At 71.1% G+C, this 18,680-nt stretch carries 14 protein-coding genes and 1 pseudogene; 9 read left to right on the top strand and 6 right to left on the bottom strand.

Features of this window, described 5'->3' with window-relative positions:
• The first annotated feature begins 237 nt into the window (after positions 1 to 237).
• On the top strand, positions 238 to 753 hold the full coding sequence (locus tag FJ108_11760; protein MBM4336569.1) for a GFA family protein: 516 nt from the start codon (positions 238 to 240) through the stop codon (positions 751 to 753).
• Between the two features lie 9 nt (positions 754 to 762).
• Positions 763 to 2,322, top strand: coding sequence for a propionyl-CoA carboxylase (locus tag FJ108_11755; GenBank protein MBM4336568.1), 1,560 nt, complete (start codon positions 763 to 765; stop codon positions 2,320 to 2,322).
• Here FJ108_11755 and FJ108_11750 read toward each other — a convergent pair.
• A complete protein-coding gene (locus FJ108_11750; GenBank protein ID MBM4336567.1) occupies positions 2,290 to 3,726 on the bottom strand; it encodes an MFS transporter in 1,437 nt (478 codons plus the stop codon). The two genes, FJ108_11755 and FJ108_11750, sit on opposite strands and share 33 nt — an antisense overlap.
• On the opposite strand from FJ108_11750, the gene FJ108_11745 reads away from it, so the two are divergent.
• Positions 3,653 to 4,444 carry an enoyl-CoA hydratase gene (locus tag FJ108_11745; protein MBM4336566.1) on the top strand — a complete coding sequence of 264 codons (792 nt, stop codon included), beginning with the start codon at positions 3,653 to 3,655 and terminating at the stop codon, positions 4,442 to 4,444. The two genes, FJ108_11750 and FJ108_11745, sit on opposite strands and share 74 nt — an antisense overlap.
• On the top strand, positions 4,438 to 5,535 hold the full coding sequence (locus FJ108_11740; protein ID MBM4336565.1) for a hypothetical protein: 1,098 nt from the start codon (positions 4,438 to 4,440) through the stop codon (positions 5,533 to 5,535). The genes FJ108_11745 and FJ108_11740 overlap by 7 nt, the downstream gene beginning before the upstream one ends.
• A 7-nt stretch (positions 5,536 to 5,542) precedes the next feature.
• On the opposite strand, the gene FJ108_11735 is transcribed toward FJ108_11740, so the two are convergent.
• Entirely contained in the window at positions 5,543 to 6,775 is a 1,233-nt protein-coding gene (locus FJ108_11735; protein MBM4336564.1) for an alpha/beta hydrolase, read from the bottom strand.
• Here FJ108_11735 and FJ108_11730 point away from each other — a divergent pair.
• From FJ108_11730 to FJ108_11720, 3 genes are all read left to right on the top strand, one after another.
• Entirely contained in the window at positions 6,661 to 8,307 is a 1,647-nt protein-coding gene (locus tag FJ108_11730) for a hypothetical protein (GenBank protein ID MBM4336563.1), read from the top strand. The genes FJ108_11735 and FJ108_11730 overlap by 115 nt on opposite strands.
• 106 nt (positions 8,308 to 8,413) lie before the next feature.
• Positions 8,414 to 8,902 carry a hypothetical protein gene (locus tag FJ108_11725; GenBank protein ID MBM4336562.1) on the top strand — a complete coding sequence of 163 codons (489 nt, stop codon included), beginning with the start codon at positions 8,414 to 8,416 and terminating at the stop codon, positions 8,900 to 8,902.
• A gap of 3 nt (positions 8,903 to 8,905) precedes the next feature.
• Positions 8,906 to 10,453, top strand: coding sequence for an SPFH domain-containing protein (locus tag FJ108_11720; GenBank protein MBM4336561.1), 1,548 nt, complete (start codon positions 8,906 to 8,908; stop codon positions 10,451 to 10,453).
• Here FJ108_11720 and FJ108_11715 read toward each other — a convergent pair.
• A complete protein-coding gene (locus FJ108_11715; GenBank protein MBM4336560.1) occupies positions 9,983 to 12,574 on the bottom strand; it encodes a hypothetical protein in 2,592 nt (863 codons plus the stop codon). The genes FJ108_11720 and FJ108_11715 overlap by 471 nt on opposite strands.
• Positions 12,575 to 12,943: 369 nt before the next feature.
• Between FJ108_11715 and FJ108_11710 the strand changes: the two genes are divergently transcribed.
• Positions 12,944 to 13,120, top strand: coding sequence for a SelT/SelW/SelH family protein (locus tag FJ108_11710; GenBank protein ID MBM4336559.1), 177 nt, complete (start codon positions 12,944 to 12,946; stop codon positions 13,118 to 13,120).
• A gap of 137 nt (positions 13,121 to 13,257) precedes the next feature.
• On the opposite strand, the gene FJ108_11705 is transcribed toward FJ108_11710, so the two are convergent.
• Positions 13,258 to 14,295: a 2-oxoacid:ferredoxin oxidoreductase subunit beta gene (locus FJ108_11705; GenBank protein MBM4336558.1), complete on the bottom strand. Its 1,038-nt coding sequence runs from the start codon at positions 14,293 to 14,295 to the stop codon at positions 13,258 to 13,260.
• Entirely contained in the window at positions 14,292 to 16,199 is a 1,908-nt protein-coding gene (locus FJ108_11700) for a 2-oxoacid:acceptor oxidoreductase subunit alpha (GenBank protein ID MBM4336557.1), read from the bottom strand. The genes FJ108_11705 and FJ108_11700 overlap by 4 nt, the downstream gene beginning before the upstream one ends.
• Positions 16,200 to 16,358: 159 nt before the next feature.
• Between FJ108_11700 and FJ108_11695 the strand changes: the two genes are divergently transcribed.
• The gene (locus FJ108_11695; GenBank protein ID MBM4336556.1) at positions 16,359 to 17,513 is read left to right on the top strand and encodes a steroid 3-ketoacyl-CoA thiolase; all 1,155 of its coding nucleotides are present in this window, start codon (positions 16,359 to 16,361) and stop codon (positions 17,511 to 17,513) included.
• 21 nt (positions 17,514 to 17,534) lie between these two features.
• Here the strand turns inward: FJ108_11695 and FJ108_11690 are convergent.
• Positions 17,535 to 18,533, bottom strand: a pseudogene (locus FJ108_11690) (AMP-binding protein).
• Between the last annotated feature and the right edge of the window lie 147 nt (positions 18,534 to 18,680).

Below are 18,680 nucleotides of genomic sequence, written 5' to 3'. Positions count from 1 at the left end.
CGGGGACGTCGCGTTCGAGATCGAGCGAAGCCCGTCCCCCCTGGCCATTGCCACTGCTCGATCTGCCGCAAGCTCCACGGCACGGCCTTCGCGAGCTTCGCAACGGCGCCCGAGAGCTCGTTTCGCTGGCTGCGCGGGCCGGAGAAGATCCGCCGCTTCGAGTCGTCACCCGGGGTCACGCGCGGCTTCTGCCCGCGCTGCGGCTCGTCCGCGCCGGACGCGTTCGGCGGCGAATCCGTGCGGGTTCCTCTGGGGCTCGTCGACGGCGACCCGCGGATCGGCGATCTGCCCGAGCTGTTCGTCGGCTCACGCGCGACGCGGCGCGTGACCAAGCCGAAGCCGGGCTCGCTGCGCGGCGCCTGCCACTGCGGCGCGGTCGCGTACGAGATCGTCGCGCCGCTCGCGGGCGAGATCGTGCGCTGCCACTGCTCGCGCTGTCGCAAGGCGCGCGCCGCCGCGCACGCGAGCAACGTGTTCGTGTCGCTCTCCGACTTCCGCTGGCTTCACGGCGACGATCAGGTCGATTCGTTCAAGGTGCCCGACGCGCTGCGCTTCACGCAGGCGTTCTGTCGCGGCTGCGGCTCGCCGCTGCCGCGCGTCGATCCCCAGCGCGGGATCGGCGTCGTTCCCGCGGGATCGCTGGAGGACGAGCCGGGAATCCGCGAAGGCCGCCACATCTTCGTGGGCTCGAAGGCGCCTTGGTTCGAGATCGGCGATTCAGCGCCGAAGTACGACGAGTACCCGCCGGCGTAGACTGGCGCCGTGAGCTGGCAGGACGAGGTCGACGGCATCGAGGCGCGCCGCCGCGCGGCGCTCGCGCTCGGAGGCGCCGAGGCGGTCGCGGCGCAGCACGCGAAGGGGCGGCTCACGGTGCGCGAGCGGATCGACGCGCTCGTCGACCCGGGCTCGTTCCGCGAGCAGGGGCCGATCGCCGGCCATGCCGAGAAGGGCGAGGACGGCAGGCTCGAGTCGTTTGCGCCGGCGAACTACGTGCTCGGCGTCGCGAAGCTCGACGGACGGCCGTGCGTCGTCGGCGGCGAGGATTTCACGCAGGCCGGCGGATCGCCCTCCCCGGCCGGGCTGCGAAAATCGGTGCTGGCCGAGGACCTCGCGGTGAGGCTGAGGCTGCCGCTGCTGCGGCTGCTCGAAGGGGGCGGCGGCAGCGTGGCGCCGCGCGCGAGCCGCGGCGCGGCGCCGATCGCCGTCGACTCCGGGAACGCCCCGCCGCGGTTCCTCTCCTTCGCGCAAGCCATGGCGCAGGCGCCGGTCGTCTCGGCCGCGCTCGGCTCCGTCGCGGGACTTCCGGCCGCGCGGCTGGTGGCGTCGCACCTGTCGCTGATGGCGCGCGAGACCGCGCAGGTGCTGATCGCGGGGCCCGCGCTGGTCGAGCGCGCGCGCGGGATCTCGGCCACGAAGCAGGAGCTCGGCGGCGCGCGGGTGCACCTGCGCAGCGGCGTCGTCGACAACGCGGCCGACGACGAGCGCGGCGTGTTCGCGCTGGCGCGGCGCTTCCTCTCCTACCTTCCGACGAACGTCTGGGAACCCGCCCCGGTCCGCGCCTGCGACGACCCTGCGGATCGCGCGGACGAGTCGCTGATCGAGCTGGTTCCGCGCGACCGCCGCAAGTCGTACAAGATGCGGCGCGCGCTCGAAGGGGTGCTCGATCGGGAGAGCTTCTTCGAGCTCGCGCCAGAGTTCGGCCGCTCGGTGATCTGCGGCCTCGCTCGGCTCCGCGGTCAACCCGTGGGAGTCCTCGCGAACGATCCGAACTTCTACGCCGGCGCGATGACGGCGAGTGCGGCGCAGAAGCTGCGCCGCCACGTGGATCTCTGCGACACGTTCCACCTGCCGATCGTGAGCTTCGTCGACGAGCCGGGCTTCCTGATCGGCCCCGATGCAGAGCGCGACGCGACGATCCGCCACGGCACGGCCGCGATCTTCGCCGTCATGCAGTCGAGCGTGCCCTGGGCGACGGTGCACGTGCGCAAGGCATTCGGCGTCGCGGCCGCCGCGCACTTCGGCCCCGGCGGGCACACTCTCGCCTGGCCGTCGGCCGAGTCCGGCGCGCTGCCGCTGGAGGGCGGCGTCGCGGTCGCGTTCCGGCGCGAGATCGAGGCCGCGCCCGACCCCGACGCGAAGCGCCGCGAGCTCGAGGCGCAGCTCGCCGCGCGCCGCGACCCGTACGCGCGCGCCGAGAGCTTCGGCGTCGCGGACCTGATCGACCCGCGCCGCACGCGGGCCGCGCTCTGCGACTGGGTCGAGTGGATCCAGCCCGCGCTCGCAAGGCAGCTAGGCCCGCGCAGCTACTCCATCCGCCCCTGACGGCCGCAGCCGCGAGACCAGGAGCGCGGCGAGGACGGAGATCGCGGCCAGGCCCTCGAACGCGTGCGTGTACCCGCCGAGCCGATCGTAGGCGAAGCCGACTGCCCACGGGCCGAGGCCGCTCGCGAGCTGCGTGCCGAGCGCGAGCGCGCCGAAGACCCTGCCGAATCCGGCGGCGGCGAAGAAATCACCGACGAGGAGCGGCTGCATCATGAAGATGTTTCCCATGGTCAGGCCGAAGCCGAACGACGCCGCGATCGCGCTCGCGGCGTCCGGCGCGTGCGCGAAGAGCAGCGTCGCGAGCGCCTGGGCGAGGAAGAGCCCGACCGCGATCCAGCGCTTCTCGATGCGGTCCGCGATCGGCCCGACCAGAAGGCGGCCGGCGATGCTGCCGACCGCCGTCGCGCTCACCGCGAGCGCCGCGTCCGCGGGTCCGATCCGCTCGCGCAGCCACGCGATCTGATGCGCGAGGAATCCCACCTGCGCGAAGAGCCCGAGCCCGAACGCGAGCATGATCCCCCAGAACGCCGCGACGCGGATCGCGTCGCGCGTCCGCGACGCTCGAGGCGCCGCGCTCGCGATCGGCCCGGCCGCGGGCCTTCGACCGTCGGGAAACAGCCCGTGCCCGATCGGGTCGCCGCGCAGGACGAACACCACCACGGGCAGCGCGACACCGAAGACCAGCACCGCGAGCGCCGTCATCGCCGCGGGCAGACCGTACGCGGCGATCATCCAGATCGAGAGCGGAACCGTCGCGATCCCGCCCAGCGAGACGCCGGTCTGCGAGAGGCTCATCGCGCGCGCGCGAAGCGCGACGAACCAGCGCGTGACCAGCGACGCCGTCGGCACCGGCCCGCTCATCGACACTCCGATCGCCATCAGCGGGATCCACAGGTAGAGCATGCCGACCGACTGCACGCGGCCGACGGCGGCAAGCGAGGCGGCGAGCAGGCAGGCGCCCACCCCGATGAAGGCGCGCTCGCCGAAGCGATCGAGGCCGCGACCGACCAGCATTCCGGCGAAGCCCGAGAAGACGAAGTACAGCCCCGACGCACCGGAGACCATCGTCCGCGACCAGCCGCGCTCGTTGCAGAGCGCGTCGATCAGGATGCCCTGGCTGTAGAACCCGACGCCCGCGCACGCGAACGAGATCAGGCAGGCGCCGAGCGCCACCCACCAGCCGTAGAAGAGCCCGGGCGCGAGCCGGTGGATCGCGGGGAGCCGAGTCGGCAAGGCACGGCTCGACTCCATCTCCAGAAGCGCTCCTCGGTTTGTGGCGCGGCGACGCGCGAGCCTATCATGCGGCGGATCGATCACGCGGGAGTGCGAGATGGCCGAGCCGGTTCTCTTGATCGAACGCGACGCGGGCGTCGTGACGCTGACGCTCCACCGCCCAAGCGCCATGAACGCGCTCTCGCGCGAGCTTCGCGTCGCGCTGGTCGACGCGTTCACGACGCTCGAGTTCGATCCCGACGCGCGCGTCGTGATCCTGACCGGCGCGGGGCGCGCGTTCTGCGCCGGCCTCGACCTGAAGGAGCTCGGCCGCGGCGCCGGGCCGGTCGGCGCGGGAAGCGGCGAGGAGCCGAACGTGATCAAGGCGATCGCGAGCTTCGCGGGACCGATCATCGGCGCGATCAACGGCGTCGCGGTCACCGGCGGCTTCGAGCTGGCGCTGGCCTGCGACGTGCTGATCGCCTCGAGCGAGGCGCGCTTCGCGGATACACACGCCCGTGTCGGCATCATGCCCGGCTGGGGCCTGTCGCAAAAGCTCTCGCGGGCGATCGGGATCTCGCGCGCCAAGGAGCTCTCGCTCACCGGCAACTACCTGGACGCCGCGACGGCCGACGCCTGGGGGCTGGTGAATCGCGTGGTCGCGCCCGCGGAGCTGCTGCCGACCTGCCGCAAGCTCGCGCAGGACATGATCTCGGTGCCCGACGCCGCGCTTCGCTCCTACAAGCGCATCATCGACCAGGGCTTCGCGCTCCCGTTCGGCGAGGGCATGCGGCTCGAGCGCGAGATCTCCGGCGCCGCGAATCGCCGCGTCGCGCCGCAGGAGATCGAGACGGCGCGCCTGCAGGTGCGCGAGCGGGGCCAGGCGCAGACGCGTCGCGACGGATGCTGAACAAGCTCGACGACTACCCGATCCACCAGACGCCCGAGCCGGTCGCGCACACGCTCGGCGGCGATCGGAACGCCTACGACCGCTACTGGTTCAATGGCTTCACGCGCGAGGCGGACCTGTTCTTCGCCGTGGCTCTGGGCGTGTACCCGAACCGGCGCGTGATGGACGCGGCGGTATCGGTCGTGTGCGGCGGCCTGCAGTACGTGGTGCGCGGCTCGCGCCTGGCGCCGGACGAGCGCACCGACACGCGCGCGGGACCGATCTCGATCGAGGTGGTCGAGCCCATGCGCGCGCTTCGCGTACGGATCGCGCCGAATCCGCACGGCCTCGCGGGAGAGCTGGTCTTCCGCGCGCGCACCGAGGCGCTGGAAGAGCCGCGCCTCACGCTGCGCCAGGGGGCGAGGGTGGGCATGGACTCCACGCGCTTCACGCAGTTCGGAGCCTGGGAGGGCTGGCTCGAGGTCGGCGCGGAGCGCATCAAGCTCGACGCGAGCCACGTGCTCGGCACGCGCGATCGCTCCTGGGGCCTGCGTCCGGTCGGCGAGCGCGAGACGACCGGCGCGCCCGCACCCGCGCCGCAGTTCTTCTGGCTCTGGGCGCCGCTCCACTTCGACGACCGCTGCGCGCACTTCCAGATCAACGAGGACGCCGAAGGTCGCGTGCTGAGCTCGCACGGCGCGCTCGTGCCGCTGCTCGAATCCGGCCAGCCGATCGAGGAAATGGCGTCGGTGCGGCATTCGGTGAAGTGGGAGAAGGGCACGCGCCGCGCGAGCGCGGCCGATCTCGAGCTGGTGCGAGCGCGCGGCGAGCCCGAGCGGCTCGCGCTCGAGCCGCTGCTTGCGTTCCAGATGCGCGGCATCGGCTACACCGATCCGGAATGGGGCCACGGGATGTGGAAGGGCGAGGACGTCACGAGCGGCGCGCTTTGGCGACTCGCCGAGATCGACCCGATGGAGCCCTGGCACGTGCACGTTCAGCAGCTCTGCCGTGTTCGAGCCGGGGCGCGATGGGGCTACGGCGTGCTGGAGCAGCTCGTGATCGGGCCGCACGCCCCGTCGGGCTTCCAGTCGCTCCTGGACCCCGCCGGCTGAGAAAGCGTCAGGTCGCGTCTCCGCTCGAATTCCAGTGCCAGGAGAGCGTCGCGATCGCTTCGGGCATCACGTCCCCGGCGACGATCACGCCGCGGCCGGGGAGATACCGCGGCCGGCACTTCGGAAGCTCGGCGGCGAGCCAGCGCGCCATGGTGACCGGGCTCGCTCCGTCCTCCTCGCCGTGCCAGAGCCAGACGGGCGCATCGACCTTGCGCACCGCGAAGCCCCAGTCCCGCGCGAGCAGCCGCTGCTCCATCACCACGCCATCGGTGCCGGAGCGGAAGGCCTCGTAGGCGGAGTCCATGAAGACCTCGGCGATCTCGGGCGAGCTGATCGCCCGGCGCTCCGAGCTCGGCATCATGTCCGCGATCAAGCGCAACAGCCCTGCGGGATCGCGGTCCGAGAGCTGCGCGAGCCGGTTCCAGATCGGCGCGAGCAGCCAGGGCGCGAAGCGCGGCAGCCAGACGAGCATCACCCGCGATCGGATGTCCATCCCGACCAGGCTCGCGGGCTCCCGGTACGGGCCGGGGCTGCTGATCAGCGAGATCGCGCGAACCCGGTCCGGAAGCCGGGCGGCGGTCGCGAGCGCGAACGGGCCGCCGGTAGAGACGCTCGCCAGCGAGAACTGCCGCAGCCCGAGCGCGTCCGCGACGTCCTCGACGTCGTCCGCGAAGTCGACGATCCGGTGCCCGGGCCGCGGGTCGGAGAGGCCGAAGCCGGGCCGATCGAGAGCCACGATCCGAACGTTTCTGCGCAGCGCGGCCGCGTGCGCGAGCGCGCCCTCGAGCCGGGAGCTGACCAGCCCGTGGAAATAGAAGACCGGCACCCCATCGGGATCGCCGAAGCTGGCGAAGCCGATCTGGCGCCCGTCCCGGGCGCGCAGCGTCCGATCCACGTCCGCGGAGTGGCGCTCGGTCAATCTCTCCCCTTCCCGCACCCGAACGCGGCGCGGCCCTCGTCTCTCATAGTGTCCGGGGCCACCCGAAAAGGGGCGCTCGCGCCGTCGGCAGCCGGCAACTTTATCGCCTTCGCCCCCGCTTCGACAGCGTTCCGGCGCTCCGGAGCAGGCGCGAGCGCCGCGGCTGTGAGCGCAAGAACCCGCGCGCCCGCTCCGATCCAACGCTCGTGGCCGAGAGCGACGTCGCGGAGCGGCTCGAGGTGGAGCTTCACTGCCCGGAGTGCGGCGCCGCGATCGTGGTCGGTGTCTGGGATCAATCCGCGACCTGCGCTTACTGCGGATCGCTCCTGGTCTGCGGCAGGCTGCTCGGCGAAGAGGTCTTCGTGGTCGCGAACGCGAGCCCCGGAGAGCTCGACGCGGTCGAGCTCCTGATCCGCTGCGAGACCGAGGGCTACCGGAGCGAGCTCTTCGGCAAGGCGCGCGCCCAGGAAGGGGTGAGCCTCGAGCTTCCCGCGCTGATCGAGGCGCGCGTGGCGGCGTTTCGAGCCCGACTGGAGGCGCAGATCGAGCGCGTCGAGACGATCGACTTCCTGGTTCCGTACGAGCTGCACGAGCGCACGATCGCGCAGGCCGTGCTCGGTCGCCGGGGCGCCGCGAAGGAGAGCTTCATGCGCTGCTTCCGCACGGAGGACCTGCACCGGCGCTACGACGCCACGAAGCTCAACCTGCGCGACCGAGGGCTGAAGATCCGCGGCTCCCGGCTCGTGCTCCTGTCGGAAACCCATCGCGAGCAGGCCACCGGCCGGCACCTCGATCGCATCGCGGAGGCGCCCGGCCGGGGTGCGCGGTCGCTCGACCGTTCGGGACTGCAGCTCGACGAGCAGACGCAGGTGATCGCGCGCGTCGACGGCGTGCTCGGCGAGCGGAATCTGCAGATCTGGAAACACATGAGCGTCGCGCGAATTCGCCGGCTCGGCGCGATCGAGAGCTACCTGGTCGATCGCCAGTTCGACACGATCGCCGGAAAGCTCTCGCTCGCCGAGTCCAGCGTGTTCCGCGCGCTTCCCGAACGCCCGCTCTCCGAGGTGCTCGCCAAGCCCAGCCTGCGCGCGATCGCGTCGGAGTGCCCGAACTGCGGCGCGCACCTCGCGCTCTCGCCGCGCGCGAAGATCGCCTTCTGCGCGACCTGCGCGCTCGGCATCCGGGTCTCGGCCGATCGCCTCGAGCCCTGCGGCTACGCGCTGGGCGAGGTGTGCGGCGCGCCGGGCGTCGAGGGCAGCGTCGGCTTCCCGTTCTGGGCCCTGCCCTTCCGTCTCCGCGCCGGCGGCCGCGAGTACACGCGGGTCTGGGACTGGCTCGAGTCGGTGTCCGCTCAGCCGGCCGCCGCGCTGTTTCGCGAGAACGATCCGGAGCAGAGCCGCCTGTTCATTCCGGCCCGCGCGATCTTCGGAACCCGCGAGCTCGACGACGCGTTCAACGCGCTCCTCGCCACCGCCACCTGGCGGCAGCCCAGCGTGCGCGTCGAGCGCGCGGCTCCCGGCGGCGCGCTTCGCCTGCTCGACGTGGAGCTCGAGTCGGACGAGGCGGTGGCGCTCGCGCGCTTCTCGCTCGTGGCGCTGCACGACGCGCAGAGCACCCGCAGCCTTTCGGGGCTTCGCTTCCGCGAGCTGATCGCGAAGGCGGAGCTCGCTTGCGGCGAGCCCGCGCTGGTTCTGTTGCCACTGCCACTCCACGGCGGCCACTGGCTTCCCTGTCCGGCCGACTCCGCCGGCCAGCCGGCGCGAATGCCGCCGGGAATGCGCCCCGTTCCGCGCGAGCTGCTCGAGGACGACGGAGGCATCTCGCGCCTGGCGCGGGCCTTCTCGCTCGCCTGAGTCGGGCCGGGCGAGCGCCGCTCAAGCCGGTCGGAGCGCGCGCCGAAGCAGCGGAGAGCCCGCGCTTCTGGACCAGCCTGACGCGTGGGTTCGCGGGAGGTCAGTGATGGCGAAGGCTCACGAGACGATTCGCGGCCAGCGCAACGCGCTCGAGCGCCTGGTGGCGCGGATCCCCGGCTTTCGCGGCTACCTCGACCGAGAGGCGCGGCGCGAGGCCGACAAGATCCTGCGCGAGCACGGCGCCTCGCTTCTCGAGCGCGGCCTTCGCGAGCTGCACGAGATCGCCGCGAGAGCAGCGCTGGACGAGCTCGACGATCTGCACGAGCTCGCGAACCAGCTGGACAAGCTGCGCGCGGAGCTGCGCTTCGCGGATCGCGGCTACTCGGGATTCTTCGACGAGATCGTGCTCGATTCGCCGGCCGCGCTCGACGCCGTCTACGAACGGGACGAGCGGATCGTCGAGCAGATCGAGCAGGTCGTCTCGCAGATCGCGGATGTGGAATTCCAGGCCGCGTCGGTGCGCGCGGTGGTGAAGAGGCTGGGGCTCGCGCTCGCCGAGCGGCGAACCGCGATCCTGGGTCTCGGGTCGAGGTGAGTCATGTCGCAGTTCATCGAAGTCATCGAGTGTCTGGATCGCTCGCCCGAGACGATCGTCTCGCGCTTCCCCGAGCAGGGATCGGCCGAGATCAAGCTGGGCGCGCAGCTCGTCGTGCGCGAGAGTCAGGCCGCGATCTTCTTCCGTGACGGGCGCGCGCTCGACACGTTCGGCGCGGGACGCCACACGCTCTCCACGCTGAACGTCCCGCTGCTGACCAAGGCGCTCTCGCTGCCGCTCGGCGGAACGAGCCCTTTCCGCGCCGAGGTCTGCTTCGCGAACCTGAAGACGTTCGTGAACCGGAAATGGGGCACGATGGAGCCGATCCTGTTCCGCGACAGCGAGCTTGCGATGGTGCGGCTGCGCGCCTTCGGGATGTACGCGTTCCGGATCTCGAACCCGCAGGTCTTCGTGAACACGATCGTCGGCACCCTGCCCGAGCTCGCGAGCTCCGCGGTCGACGGGTTCTTCCGGGGCTTCATCGTGAACGAGGTCGCCGATTTCCTCGGCGGGCACCTCTCGACGATCCTCGACCTCGCGCAGTACTACAACGAGCTATCCGCGGGGATCCAGGCGCGGCTGATCACCGACTTCGAGCGCTACGGCGTGACGCTCACGGACTTCAAGATCCTCTCGATCTCGCCGCCGGACCACGTGCAGGAGATGATCGACAAGCGCGGCGGAATGGCGGCGGTCGGATCGCTCGACTCGTTCGTGCGCTACCAGGCCGCCAACGCGCTCGAGAAGGCGTCGGGCGAGGGCGGTGGCGGCGGCGCGGGCCTCGCGGCGGCGGGCGTCGGCGCGGGTGCCGGCCTCGGGCTCGGCGCGGGAATGGCCGGCGTCGTCACCAACGCACTCGGTGGAAAGCCCGCGGCCGCGACCTGCGCCGCATGCGGGTCCACGGTCGCCGCAGGCGCGAACTTCTGCTCGCGCTGCGGCGTCCGCCAGGGGGCGGCCGCGTCGAGCTGTCCGAGCTGCCTCGCCGCGAACGAGCCCGGCGCGCGCTTCTGCGCCAGCTGCGGAACGTCGCTGTCGGGCTCGTCCAGCGGAGCGTGGGCGGGGGGGGCGCTCGGCCGCCGCTCAGCGGGGAACGCGCGCTTGCGGACCGACTCCGGTCTCGGCGTCGAAGAGCATGCGCGCGATCAATGCGTGTCCGTTCGCTGCCGCAAGAGTCGCGGCGGTCATGCCGGTGGACGTGCGCGCGTTCGGCGCGGCGCCGTTCTGCAGCAGGTACTGCACGATCTCGTCGTGGCCCGCTGCGGAGGCGTGGATCAGCGGCGTCCAGCCGTTCTGGTCGCGCGTGTCGGGCGACGCGCCGCTCGCGAGCAGAGAGCGCAGGTACGACGCGTGGCCGTCGCGCGCGGCCTTCACCAGCGCCTTGTTCGAGTCGTCGCGGCGGCGTCCGGCCGGATCGGTGTCGCTGGGCAGCAGCGCCGCGAGCATCAGCGGTGTTCGGCCGTCGAGCCCGGCGGCATTCGCATCCGCGCCCTTCTCGAGCAGGAGCATCGCGAGCTGCCCCTGACCGGCCGCGGTCGCGTACAGAAGCGGTGACCAGCCCTGGCGATCGGACAGGTTCGGATCGGCGCCACGCTTCAGCAGCGCCCGCGCCGCCTCGACTTGGCCCTCGCGCACGGCGCGGATCAGCGCCGTCTGGCCGTCGTCGGCGGCTTCGTTCAGGCTCGCGCCGGCCGCATGGAGCGCGAAGATCGCGCGCACGCGGCCCTTCCAGGCCGCGTACATCAGTGCCGTCTGGCCGGTCAGGCTGCGCTCGTTCACGCGCGCGCCCGCCTTGATCAGGGCGGTCACGGCGGTCGCGCGCCCGCTCATCGCGGCGAACATCAGCGGCGTCTGGCCGTTCCGGGTGCGGCCGTTGGGATCCGCTCCCGCGCGCAGCAGCTCGCTCATCACCTCGACCTGCCCCTCGCGCGAGGCGAGGACGAGCGCCGGCAGACCCTTGCGGTCCTTCGCGTTCGGATCCGCGCCGGACTGAAGCAGCGAGCTCACGGTATCGAGCTGACCCATCTGCGCGGCGCGCGTCAGCGCCAGATCGCCCTGCGCGCCGCGAATGCTCAGCCCCGGATCGCGCTGCAGCAGCAGCTCGACGATCGCGGTGTTGCTCTCGCGCGCGGCGCGCGCAAGCGCGCTCTGACCGCTCTCAGGGCCGGCGCGGGTATCGGCGCCCGCGTCGAGCAGGATCCGCACGACCGGCTCGACGCCGCTGGCCGCGGCGGCCATCAGCGGAGTCGTGCCCGCATTCGTCGGCCGGTTCACGTCGGCGCCGGCGAGGATCAGCTCCCGGACCGCGTCGGTGCGTCCCTCGCTCACCGCGCGGTACAGCGGCGTCTGCCCCGCGTTGGTCGTGTCGTCGACGGTGGCGCCAGCGCCGATCAGCGCGTTCAGGACCGCGACGTCGCCGCCCCGCGCCGCTTCGCCGAGGGCGGTCTGACCGCCGTGGCTCTGTGCGTCGAGGTCGACGCCCTTCTCGATCATCTGGCGCAGCAGCTTCATGTCGCTGCGCCGCGCCGCCTCGACGAAGAGATCGTTCGCGGTCTGCAGCTCGGGAATCAGGATCGTGGGGTCCGTCTGCGAGACGTCCGCACCGGCCTCGCGCAGCACCGAGACGATCTCGCGATGCCCTTCGCGAGCCGCGCGCTCGAGCGCCGTCTGCCCCGCGGCGTCGGCCGCATCGACGTCGGCGCCACTCTGCAGCAGCTTGCTCACCGTCTCGCTTCGCCCGCGTTCGGCGGCGAGAAGCAGTGCGGTCTTGCCCTCGGCCGAGCGAGCATTCACATCGGCGCCCTTGGCCAGGAGCGCGGAGATCAGCGTCGACGCCGTCGGCCTTCCGATCAGGACCTCGTTCGGGCCGGCCATGGCCACGAGTGTCGCGGGCGGCTCCTCTCGCGGCTGCGCCTCGAGAGCGCCGAGCAGGCTGGCGATGTCGTTGTGCTTGCGACGCGACGCGTGCTCGCGCGCGGTGACTCCCGCGTCGTCGATCGCGTTCGCATCCGCGCCCGCCGCGAGCAGCGCGCCGACCGTGTACGTGCGCCCGGCGCCGGCCGCTTGCATCAGCGCAGTCGAGCCGTCGTCGGAGCGCTCGTCGATTCGCGCGCCCGCCTTGATCAGCACGTCCGCGATGCGCGTCTTTCCGCTTCGCGCCGCGACCGCGAGCGGGGAATCACCGCTCGCGCTGCGCAGGTTCGCGTCGGCGCCCGACTCGAGCAGAAGCCTCGCGACCGGCAAGCGACCCTCTGCGGCCGCGAGATGCAGCGAGCCGAGGCCCTCGGTGTTGCGCAGGTTCGGATCCGCGCCCTTGGCGAGCAGCTGCCTGGCGATCTCGAGATGACCGCGCTCGCTCGCCCGCATCAGCGCCGTCATGCCTGCGGCGTCCGCCGCGTGCGGGTTCGCGCCCGAGTCGAGCAGCAGACGGACGATCTCGCTGGACCCGGACTTCGCCGCGGCGATCAGCGGCGTCACGCCGCCGGCATCGCGCGACTCGACCTCGGCCCCGTCGGCGAGCGCCTTGCCGGCGCCCAGGATGTTGCGCATCCGCGCCGCCTCGAGCAGCCGAGCGGCCGGCTCGGAGGCCGCCGCCTTCACCTCGGTCCCGACCGCCCCTGCAACGGGCGCCCAGAGAGTGGCGATCAGAAGGAACGCTGCGAGCATTCGAGCCATGTACCCATTCTCTCTAACGTCTCTGACGGCGCCGGCTGCACGGGTCAGCGCGGGCCGGTCGCTGTTCTTGGCCAGGGGGGTCGGGTCGGGGAGCAACGGCGTCGTAGGGCCGTTGGTTGCCGAGTCTATCTCGCGTAGGACGAAGCCCACAATCCCCCCGTGACGCCACCCTCTCGACTGGAGTGACCCGGGAGAGCTTTAGGTGGCGCCGGGCGATTCCGGCGCCTGCCGGATCTCTCCGCATCCGGGGGCGACTTCGCCTCGATTTTCCGGCTCGCTGCGTCTTTCGGGCTTGTGCCGCGCCGGGCGAAGCGCGAGCTTGGCGAAATGAAGCAGCTCTCGATCGAATACTGCGTACGCTGAAACTACCTGCCCAGGGCCGCCAGTCTGGCGGCCGAGATCGAGCAGAAGCACGGCATCGCGCCGACCCTGATCAAGGGCGACAGCGGCGTGTTCGAAGTCGTCCTCGATGGGCGCCTGATCTTCTCGAAGAAGGCGAGCGGCCGCTTCCCGACGCACGAGGAGATCCTCGAGCAGCTCGACTAGCCGTCCCCGCTAGTCGCGGTCGAGCAGGACGGCGACGAATCCGAAGATCACCGGGATGAAGAGCACTCCGCAGGTGGCTGCGAACATGTACATCAGGTGAAAGGCGTTCTGCTCCATCGGGATTCCCCTCCTCCGTCCTAGACGTCCCAGCGGTCGCCGGAGTACAGCAGCTGCTCGAGCGACCCCTCGCCGCGCGACGCGAGTTCGGCCTTCTTCTGTGCGAGCGATTGATCTTCGAACGTCGGCGCCGAGGCCGCCCGCAGCACACCGATCGGTGTCGGAAACTCGGGCGGCCGGCAGCGCGCGAGCAGCATCGCGAGCGCCGGATCGGGATTCGACTCGTCGTGGACCACCTCGACGCCCCCGTCCTTCTCGCCGAGCTTGCCCACGTACAGCCGCATTCGCGCCGTGTCGAGCTTCACGCAGGCGTCGCCGGACTTGCCGAAGACGAGCGGCTTGCCGTGCTCGAGCACGAGCAGGTGGTCGGCCTTGCTCTTGCGATCCTTCAGCTCGTCGAAGGCGCCGTCGTTGAAGACGGAGCAGTTCTGGTAGATCTCGAGAAAGGCGCTGCCCTTGTGGACCGCCATGCGCGAGATCATCTCCTGGAGGTGCTGGACCTCCGTATCGATGGCGCGCGCGACGAACGTGGCCTCGGCCCCCAGCGCGAGCGAGAGCGTGCGGAACGGCTGCACCACCGTTCCCGCCGGCGAGGACTTGGTCTTCATGCCGATCTCGGAGGTCGGCGAGAACTGCCCCTTGGTGAGCCCGTAGACCTTGTTGTTGAAGAGCAGGATCTTCAGATCCACGTTGCGGCGCAGCGTGTGGATGATGTGGTTCCCGCCGATCGAGAGCGCGTCGCCGTCGCCCGTCACGACCCAGACCGAGAGCTCGGGACGCGCGAGCTTCAGCCCCGTCGCGATCGCGGGCGCGCGTCCGTGGATCGTGTGGAAACCGTAGGTGTCCATGTAGTACGGGAAGCGCGAGCTGCAGCCGATCCCGGAGATGAAGACGATCTTCTCCTTGGGTATGCCGAGCTCTGGCATCACCTTCTGGATCTGCGCGAGGATCGCGTAGTCGCCGCAGCCCGGGCACCAGCGCACGGCCTGGTCGGTCTCGAAATCCCGCTTGGAGAGCTTCGCGGGCACCTGCTCTCGTCCGTGTGTCTCGACGCTCATGCGTGCAACTCCCGCGAAGCCGCGGCGGGCAGCAGCTTGCGCACCGCTTCGACGACCTCGCGCACCTTGAAGGGCTTGCCCTGGATCTTGTTCAGCCCGCGCGCGTCGACGAGGAACTTGTCGCGCAGGATCGAGCGCAGCTGGCCGAGGTTCAGCTCCGCGACGACCACGCGGCGATAGCGCGCCAGCAGCGCTCCGACGTTCGACTGCAGCGGGTTCAGGTAGCGCAGGTGCAGGTGGCCGACGGCATGGCCCTCGGCCCGCAGCTGGTGCGCCGCCTGTCGCAGCGCGCCGTAGGTGCCGCCCCAGCCGACGATCAGCACGTCCCCCGTCGGCGGACCATCGATCTGCGCCGGCGGCAGCCGGTCGGCGATCTTGTCGATCTTCGCCTGGCGCGTGTGCGTCATGTGCTCGTGGTTCTCGGGCTCGTAGGAGATGTTGCCGGTCACGTCCTCCTTCTCGATCCCGCCGATCCGGTGCTCCAGGCCGGGAGTTCCGGGGACCGCCCACGGGCGCACCAGCCGCTCGTCCCGAAGGAACGGAGCGAAGCCCTCGACCTCGGTCCGGAAGCGGGTGTGGATCGGCGCGAGATCCTCGACCTTGGGCAGACGCCACGGCTCGGCGCCGTTCGCGAGCGATCCGTCGGAAAGGTAGGCGACCGGGCACATGTGCTCGACGGCCAGCCGCACGGCCTCGATCGCGAGGTCGAAGCACTCCGCCGGCGTGGCCGGCGCCACCACCGCGATCGGGCTCTCGCCGTTGCGGCCGACGATCGCCTGCAGCAGGTCCGCCTGCTCGGTCTTGGTGGGCATTCCCGTGGAGGGGCCGGCGCGCTGCACGTTCACCACCACCAGGGGAAGCTCGACCGCGACCGCGAGGCCGATCGCCTCCTGCTTGAGCGCGAAGCCGGGACCGGAGGTGCCGGTCACCCCGATCGAGCCGCCGAACGACGCGCCGATCGCCGCGCCGACCGCCGCGATCTCGTCCTCGGCCTGGAAGGTCGAGACGCCGTAGCGCGTGTAGCTGGCCAGGTTGTGCAGCACGTCCGAGGCGGGCGTGATCGGGTAGCTCGCGTACAGGATCGGGAGCTTCGCGAGCCGGCCCGCGGCAACGAGACCGAGCGCGGTCGCCTCGTTGCCGGTGATGTTCCGGTAGTGTCCCGAGCCGAGCTTCGCCGGCGGAACGCTGTAGGTGGAGTCGAAGAGCTCGAGCGTCTCGCCGAGGTGGTAGCCGGTCTCGAACGCCTTCACGTTCGCGGCGCCGAACTCGGGATTCTTGGTGAACTTGCTGCGGATCGACTCGATCTCGCGTGCGGGCTCGCGACCGTAGAGCCAGAACAGCAGGCCGAGCGCGAAGAAGTTCTGGGTGCGCGAGACCTCTTTGATCGAGAGCCCCGCTCCCTGCAGCGCCGCCGATACGTGCTTGCCGAAATCGATCGGAACCACGCGGTACGCCGAGAGGCTGCCGTCCTCGAGCGGGTTCGACGCGTAGCCCGCGAGCTCCAGGTTCTTCGCCTTGAACGCGCCGGAATTCACGATCAGGAGCCCGCCGCTCTGCAGATCCGGCAGGTTCGTGCGCAGCGCCGCGGGATTCATCGCGACGAGCACCTCGGGCTCGTCGCCCGCGGTGAAGATCTCGTTCGACGAGAACTGCAGCTGGAAGCCGGAGACGCCGGCGAGCGATCCGGCCGGCGCACGGATCTCCGACGGGAAGTCCGGGAAAGTCGCGATGTCGTTGCCGAACAGCGCCGCCGTGCGCGTGAACTCCGTGCCGGTGAGCTGCATTCCGTCGCCGGAGTCTCCGGCGAAGCGGATCACGACCGAGTCGAGTCGCTTCACCGGTCTTTCAGGATCAGATGCCGAGTCGCCCGAATGCCCGTCCCCGTTTCCGTGCTGTTCCGTCATGAGCGCTGTCGTACTACTCCGCGACTTCGTTGGGGTCCTGATGATACCCGCGAGAGGTCGGCCCACAACGGGCGGGACGGAGCGCTGCGGGCTGCTCGCTTGAGGGCGACACGCGACGACGTGTAGAGTGCGCCGCGAGCTTCACAAGGGGACCCAACGGTGCGGGAAGTCTACATCATCGAGGCGGTGCGAAGTCCAATCGGCAAGCGGGGCGGAGGGCTCGCGGGAATGCACCCCGCCGACCTGCTCGGAACCGTGCAGAAGGCGGCTCTGGATCGCAGCGGAGTCGCGCCCGAAGCGATCGGCCAGGTGATCGGCGGCTGCGTCTCGCAGGTCGGCGAGCAGACCTTCAACATCGCCCGGCTGGCCTGGCTCTCGAAGGGCCTTCCCCAGGACATCGCCGCGACCACGATCGACGCGCAGTGCGGTTCGAGCCAGCAGGCGACGACGCTGGCCACGGGCCTGGTCGGCTCGGGACTCGAGGACGTCGTGCTCGCCTGCGGGGTCGAGATGATGAGCCGCGTGCCGCTCGGTGCCGCCATGAAGGGCGGCTCGCCGATCCCGAAGAGCTACCTCGAGCACTACGCGCTCTCGTCGCAGTTCGGTGGCGCGGAGATGATCGGCAAGGAGTTCGGAATCACGCGCGAGGATGTGGATCGCTTCGGGCTGCGCAGCCAGGAGCTGGCCGCGCGCGCCTGGGACGAGAAGCGCTACGACCGCGAGGTGATTCCGGTCGCCGCGCCCGGGCTCGACCCCGAGGGGAAGCCGACCGGCGAGGTGGTGCGCGACGAGGGCCTGCGCAAGACCTCGCTCGAGAAGCTCGCGTCGCTCGCGCCGGTGCCCGGCCAGAACCTGCACACGGCCGGCACGTCCTCGCAGGTGAGCGACGGCTCGTCCGCGGTGATCCTGGCTTCTGCCGACGGCGTGAAGCGCCTGGGCGTCAAGCCGCGCGCGCGGATCGTCGACTCGGTCCTGGTCGGCTGCGACCCCGTCACGATGCTGAAGGGCCCGATCCCCGCGACCCGCAAGGTGCTCGGCCGCGCGGGCCTCGCGATCGAGGACATGTCGGTCTACGAGGTGAACGAGGCGTTCGCCTCGGTCGTGCTCGCCTGGATGAAGGAAGTGAAGGCGGTCGAGGCGCGCGTGAATCCGAACGGCGGCGCGATCGCTCTGGGCCACCCCACGGGCTGCACCGGCGCGCGCCTGATCACGACGGCGCTCCACGAGCTCGAGCGCACGGGCGGACGCTACGGCCTGATCAGCATGTGCTGCGGCGGCGGGCTCGGCACCGGCACCATCATCGAGAGGCTGTAGCCGCCACCGTCGGCAGGCCGCTCAGTAGCTGCGCGCGGCGAACTCCTGCGCGGTCTTGTAGTCGGCCTTCCCGTTGGGCGCGCGGAACATCGCCGGCACGGCGAAGACGCGCTTGGGGAGCTTGTACGCCGCGAGCCGCTCACGCGTGTGCAGGCGCAGCTTCTCCTCGTCCAGAGTCGCGCCGTTTCTCAGCTGCACCACCGCGGCGACGGCGTTGCCCCAGCGGTCGTCGGGCACGCCCACCACGAGGGCGTCCTCGACGTCGGGGTGGGTCTTCAGCGCCTCCTCGACCTCTTCGGGGTAGATCTTCTCGCCCGCCGAGTTGATGCACGCGCTGCCGCGGCCGAGCAGCGTGAGCGTGCCGTCGGTCTCGACGGTGCACCAGTCGCCCGGGATCGAGTAGCGAACACCGTCGATGGTCGGGAACGTCTTCGCGCTCTTCTCGGGATCCTTCCAGTAGCCGACCGGAATCGGTCCGCAGCGCGCGATGAAGCCCTTCTCGCCGCTTCCCGGCACGATCTCCCGGTGGTCCTCGCCGAAGACCTTGCAGCGGTCGCCGATCGTGAACTTCGCGGTCTTCACCTCGCCGGCCGCGGTCATGATCGAGGAGCCGAAGCCGACCGCCTCCGAGGAGCCGAACGAGTCGGTGAGGATCATGCCGGGGTTGTGACGCAGCAGCCCCTTCTTCACCTCGGTGCTCCACATCACTCCAGACGAGACGATCACCTTGACCGACGAGATGTCCCAACGCCCCGGGTTCTCGTCGAGGGCGTTCAGCATCGGCTTGGCGAACGCGTCGCCCACGATCACCAGCGAGTTCACCTGGTGACGCTGAACGGTGTCGTAGAGCTCGGCCGGGTCGAATTTGTGGCCCGACGTCGTCACCACGCAGCCGCCGGCGCTGATCGTGCCGATCGCGGTGAAGAGGCCCGTGCCGTGCATCAGCGGGCAGCACGGGATCTGCTTGGCGAGCGGGCCGGCCGCGACCACGTTCGCCACGTGTGCCGCGAGCGTTTCGGGCGCCGCGCCGCCATTCGCCGGCGCGTTCGCGCCCGCGCCTAGGAGCCTGACCCGAGAGTGAGTGCCGGGGCGCGCCGGATGGGGGTCTCCTCAGCGGTGCCCGGCACAGCCGACCGCTTCGTCGACCCCCATCCGGCGCACTCCCCC

The organism is Deltaproteobacteria bacterium (assembly GCA_016875225.1).
Taxonomy (GTDB): Bacteria; Myxococcota_A; UBA9160; order SZUA-336; family SZUA-336; genus VGRW01.
Note: the sequence above shows the minus strand (reverse complement) of the source record. Positions and strands in the feature narration are given on the sequence as shown.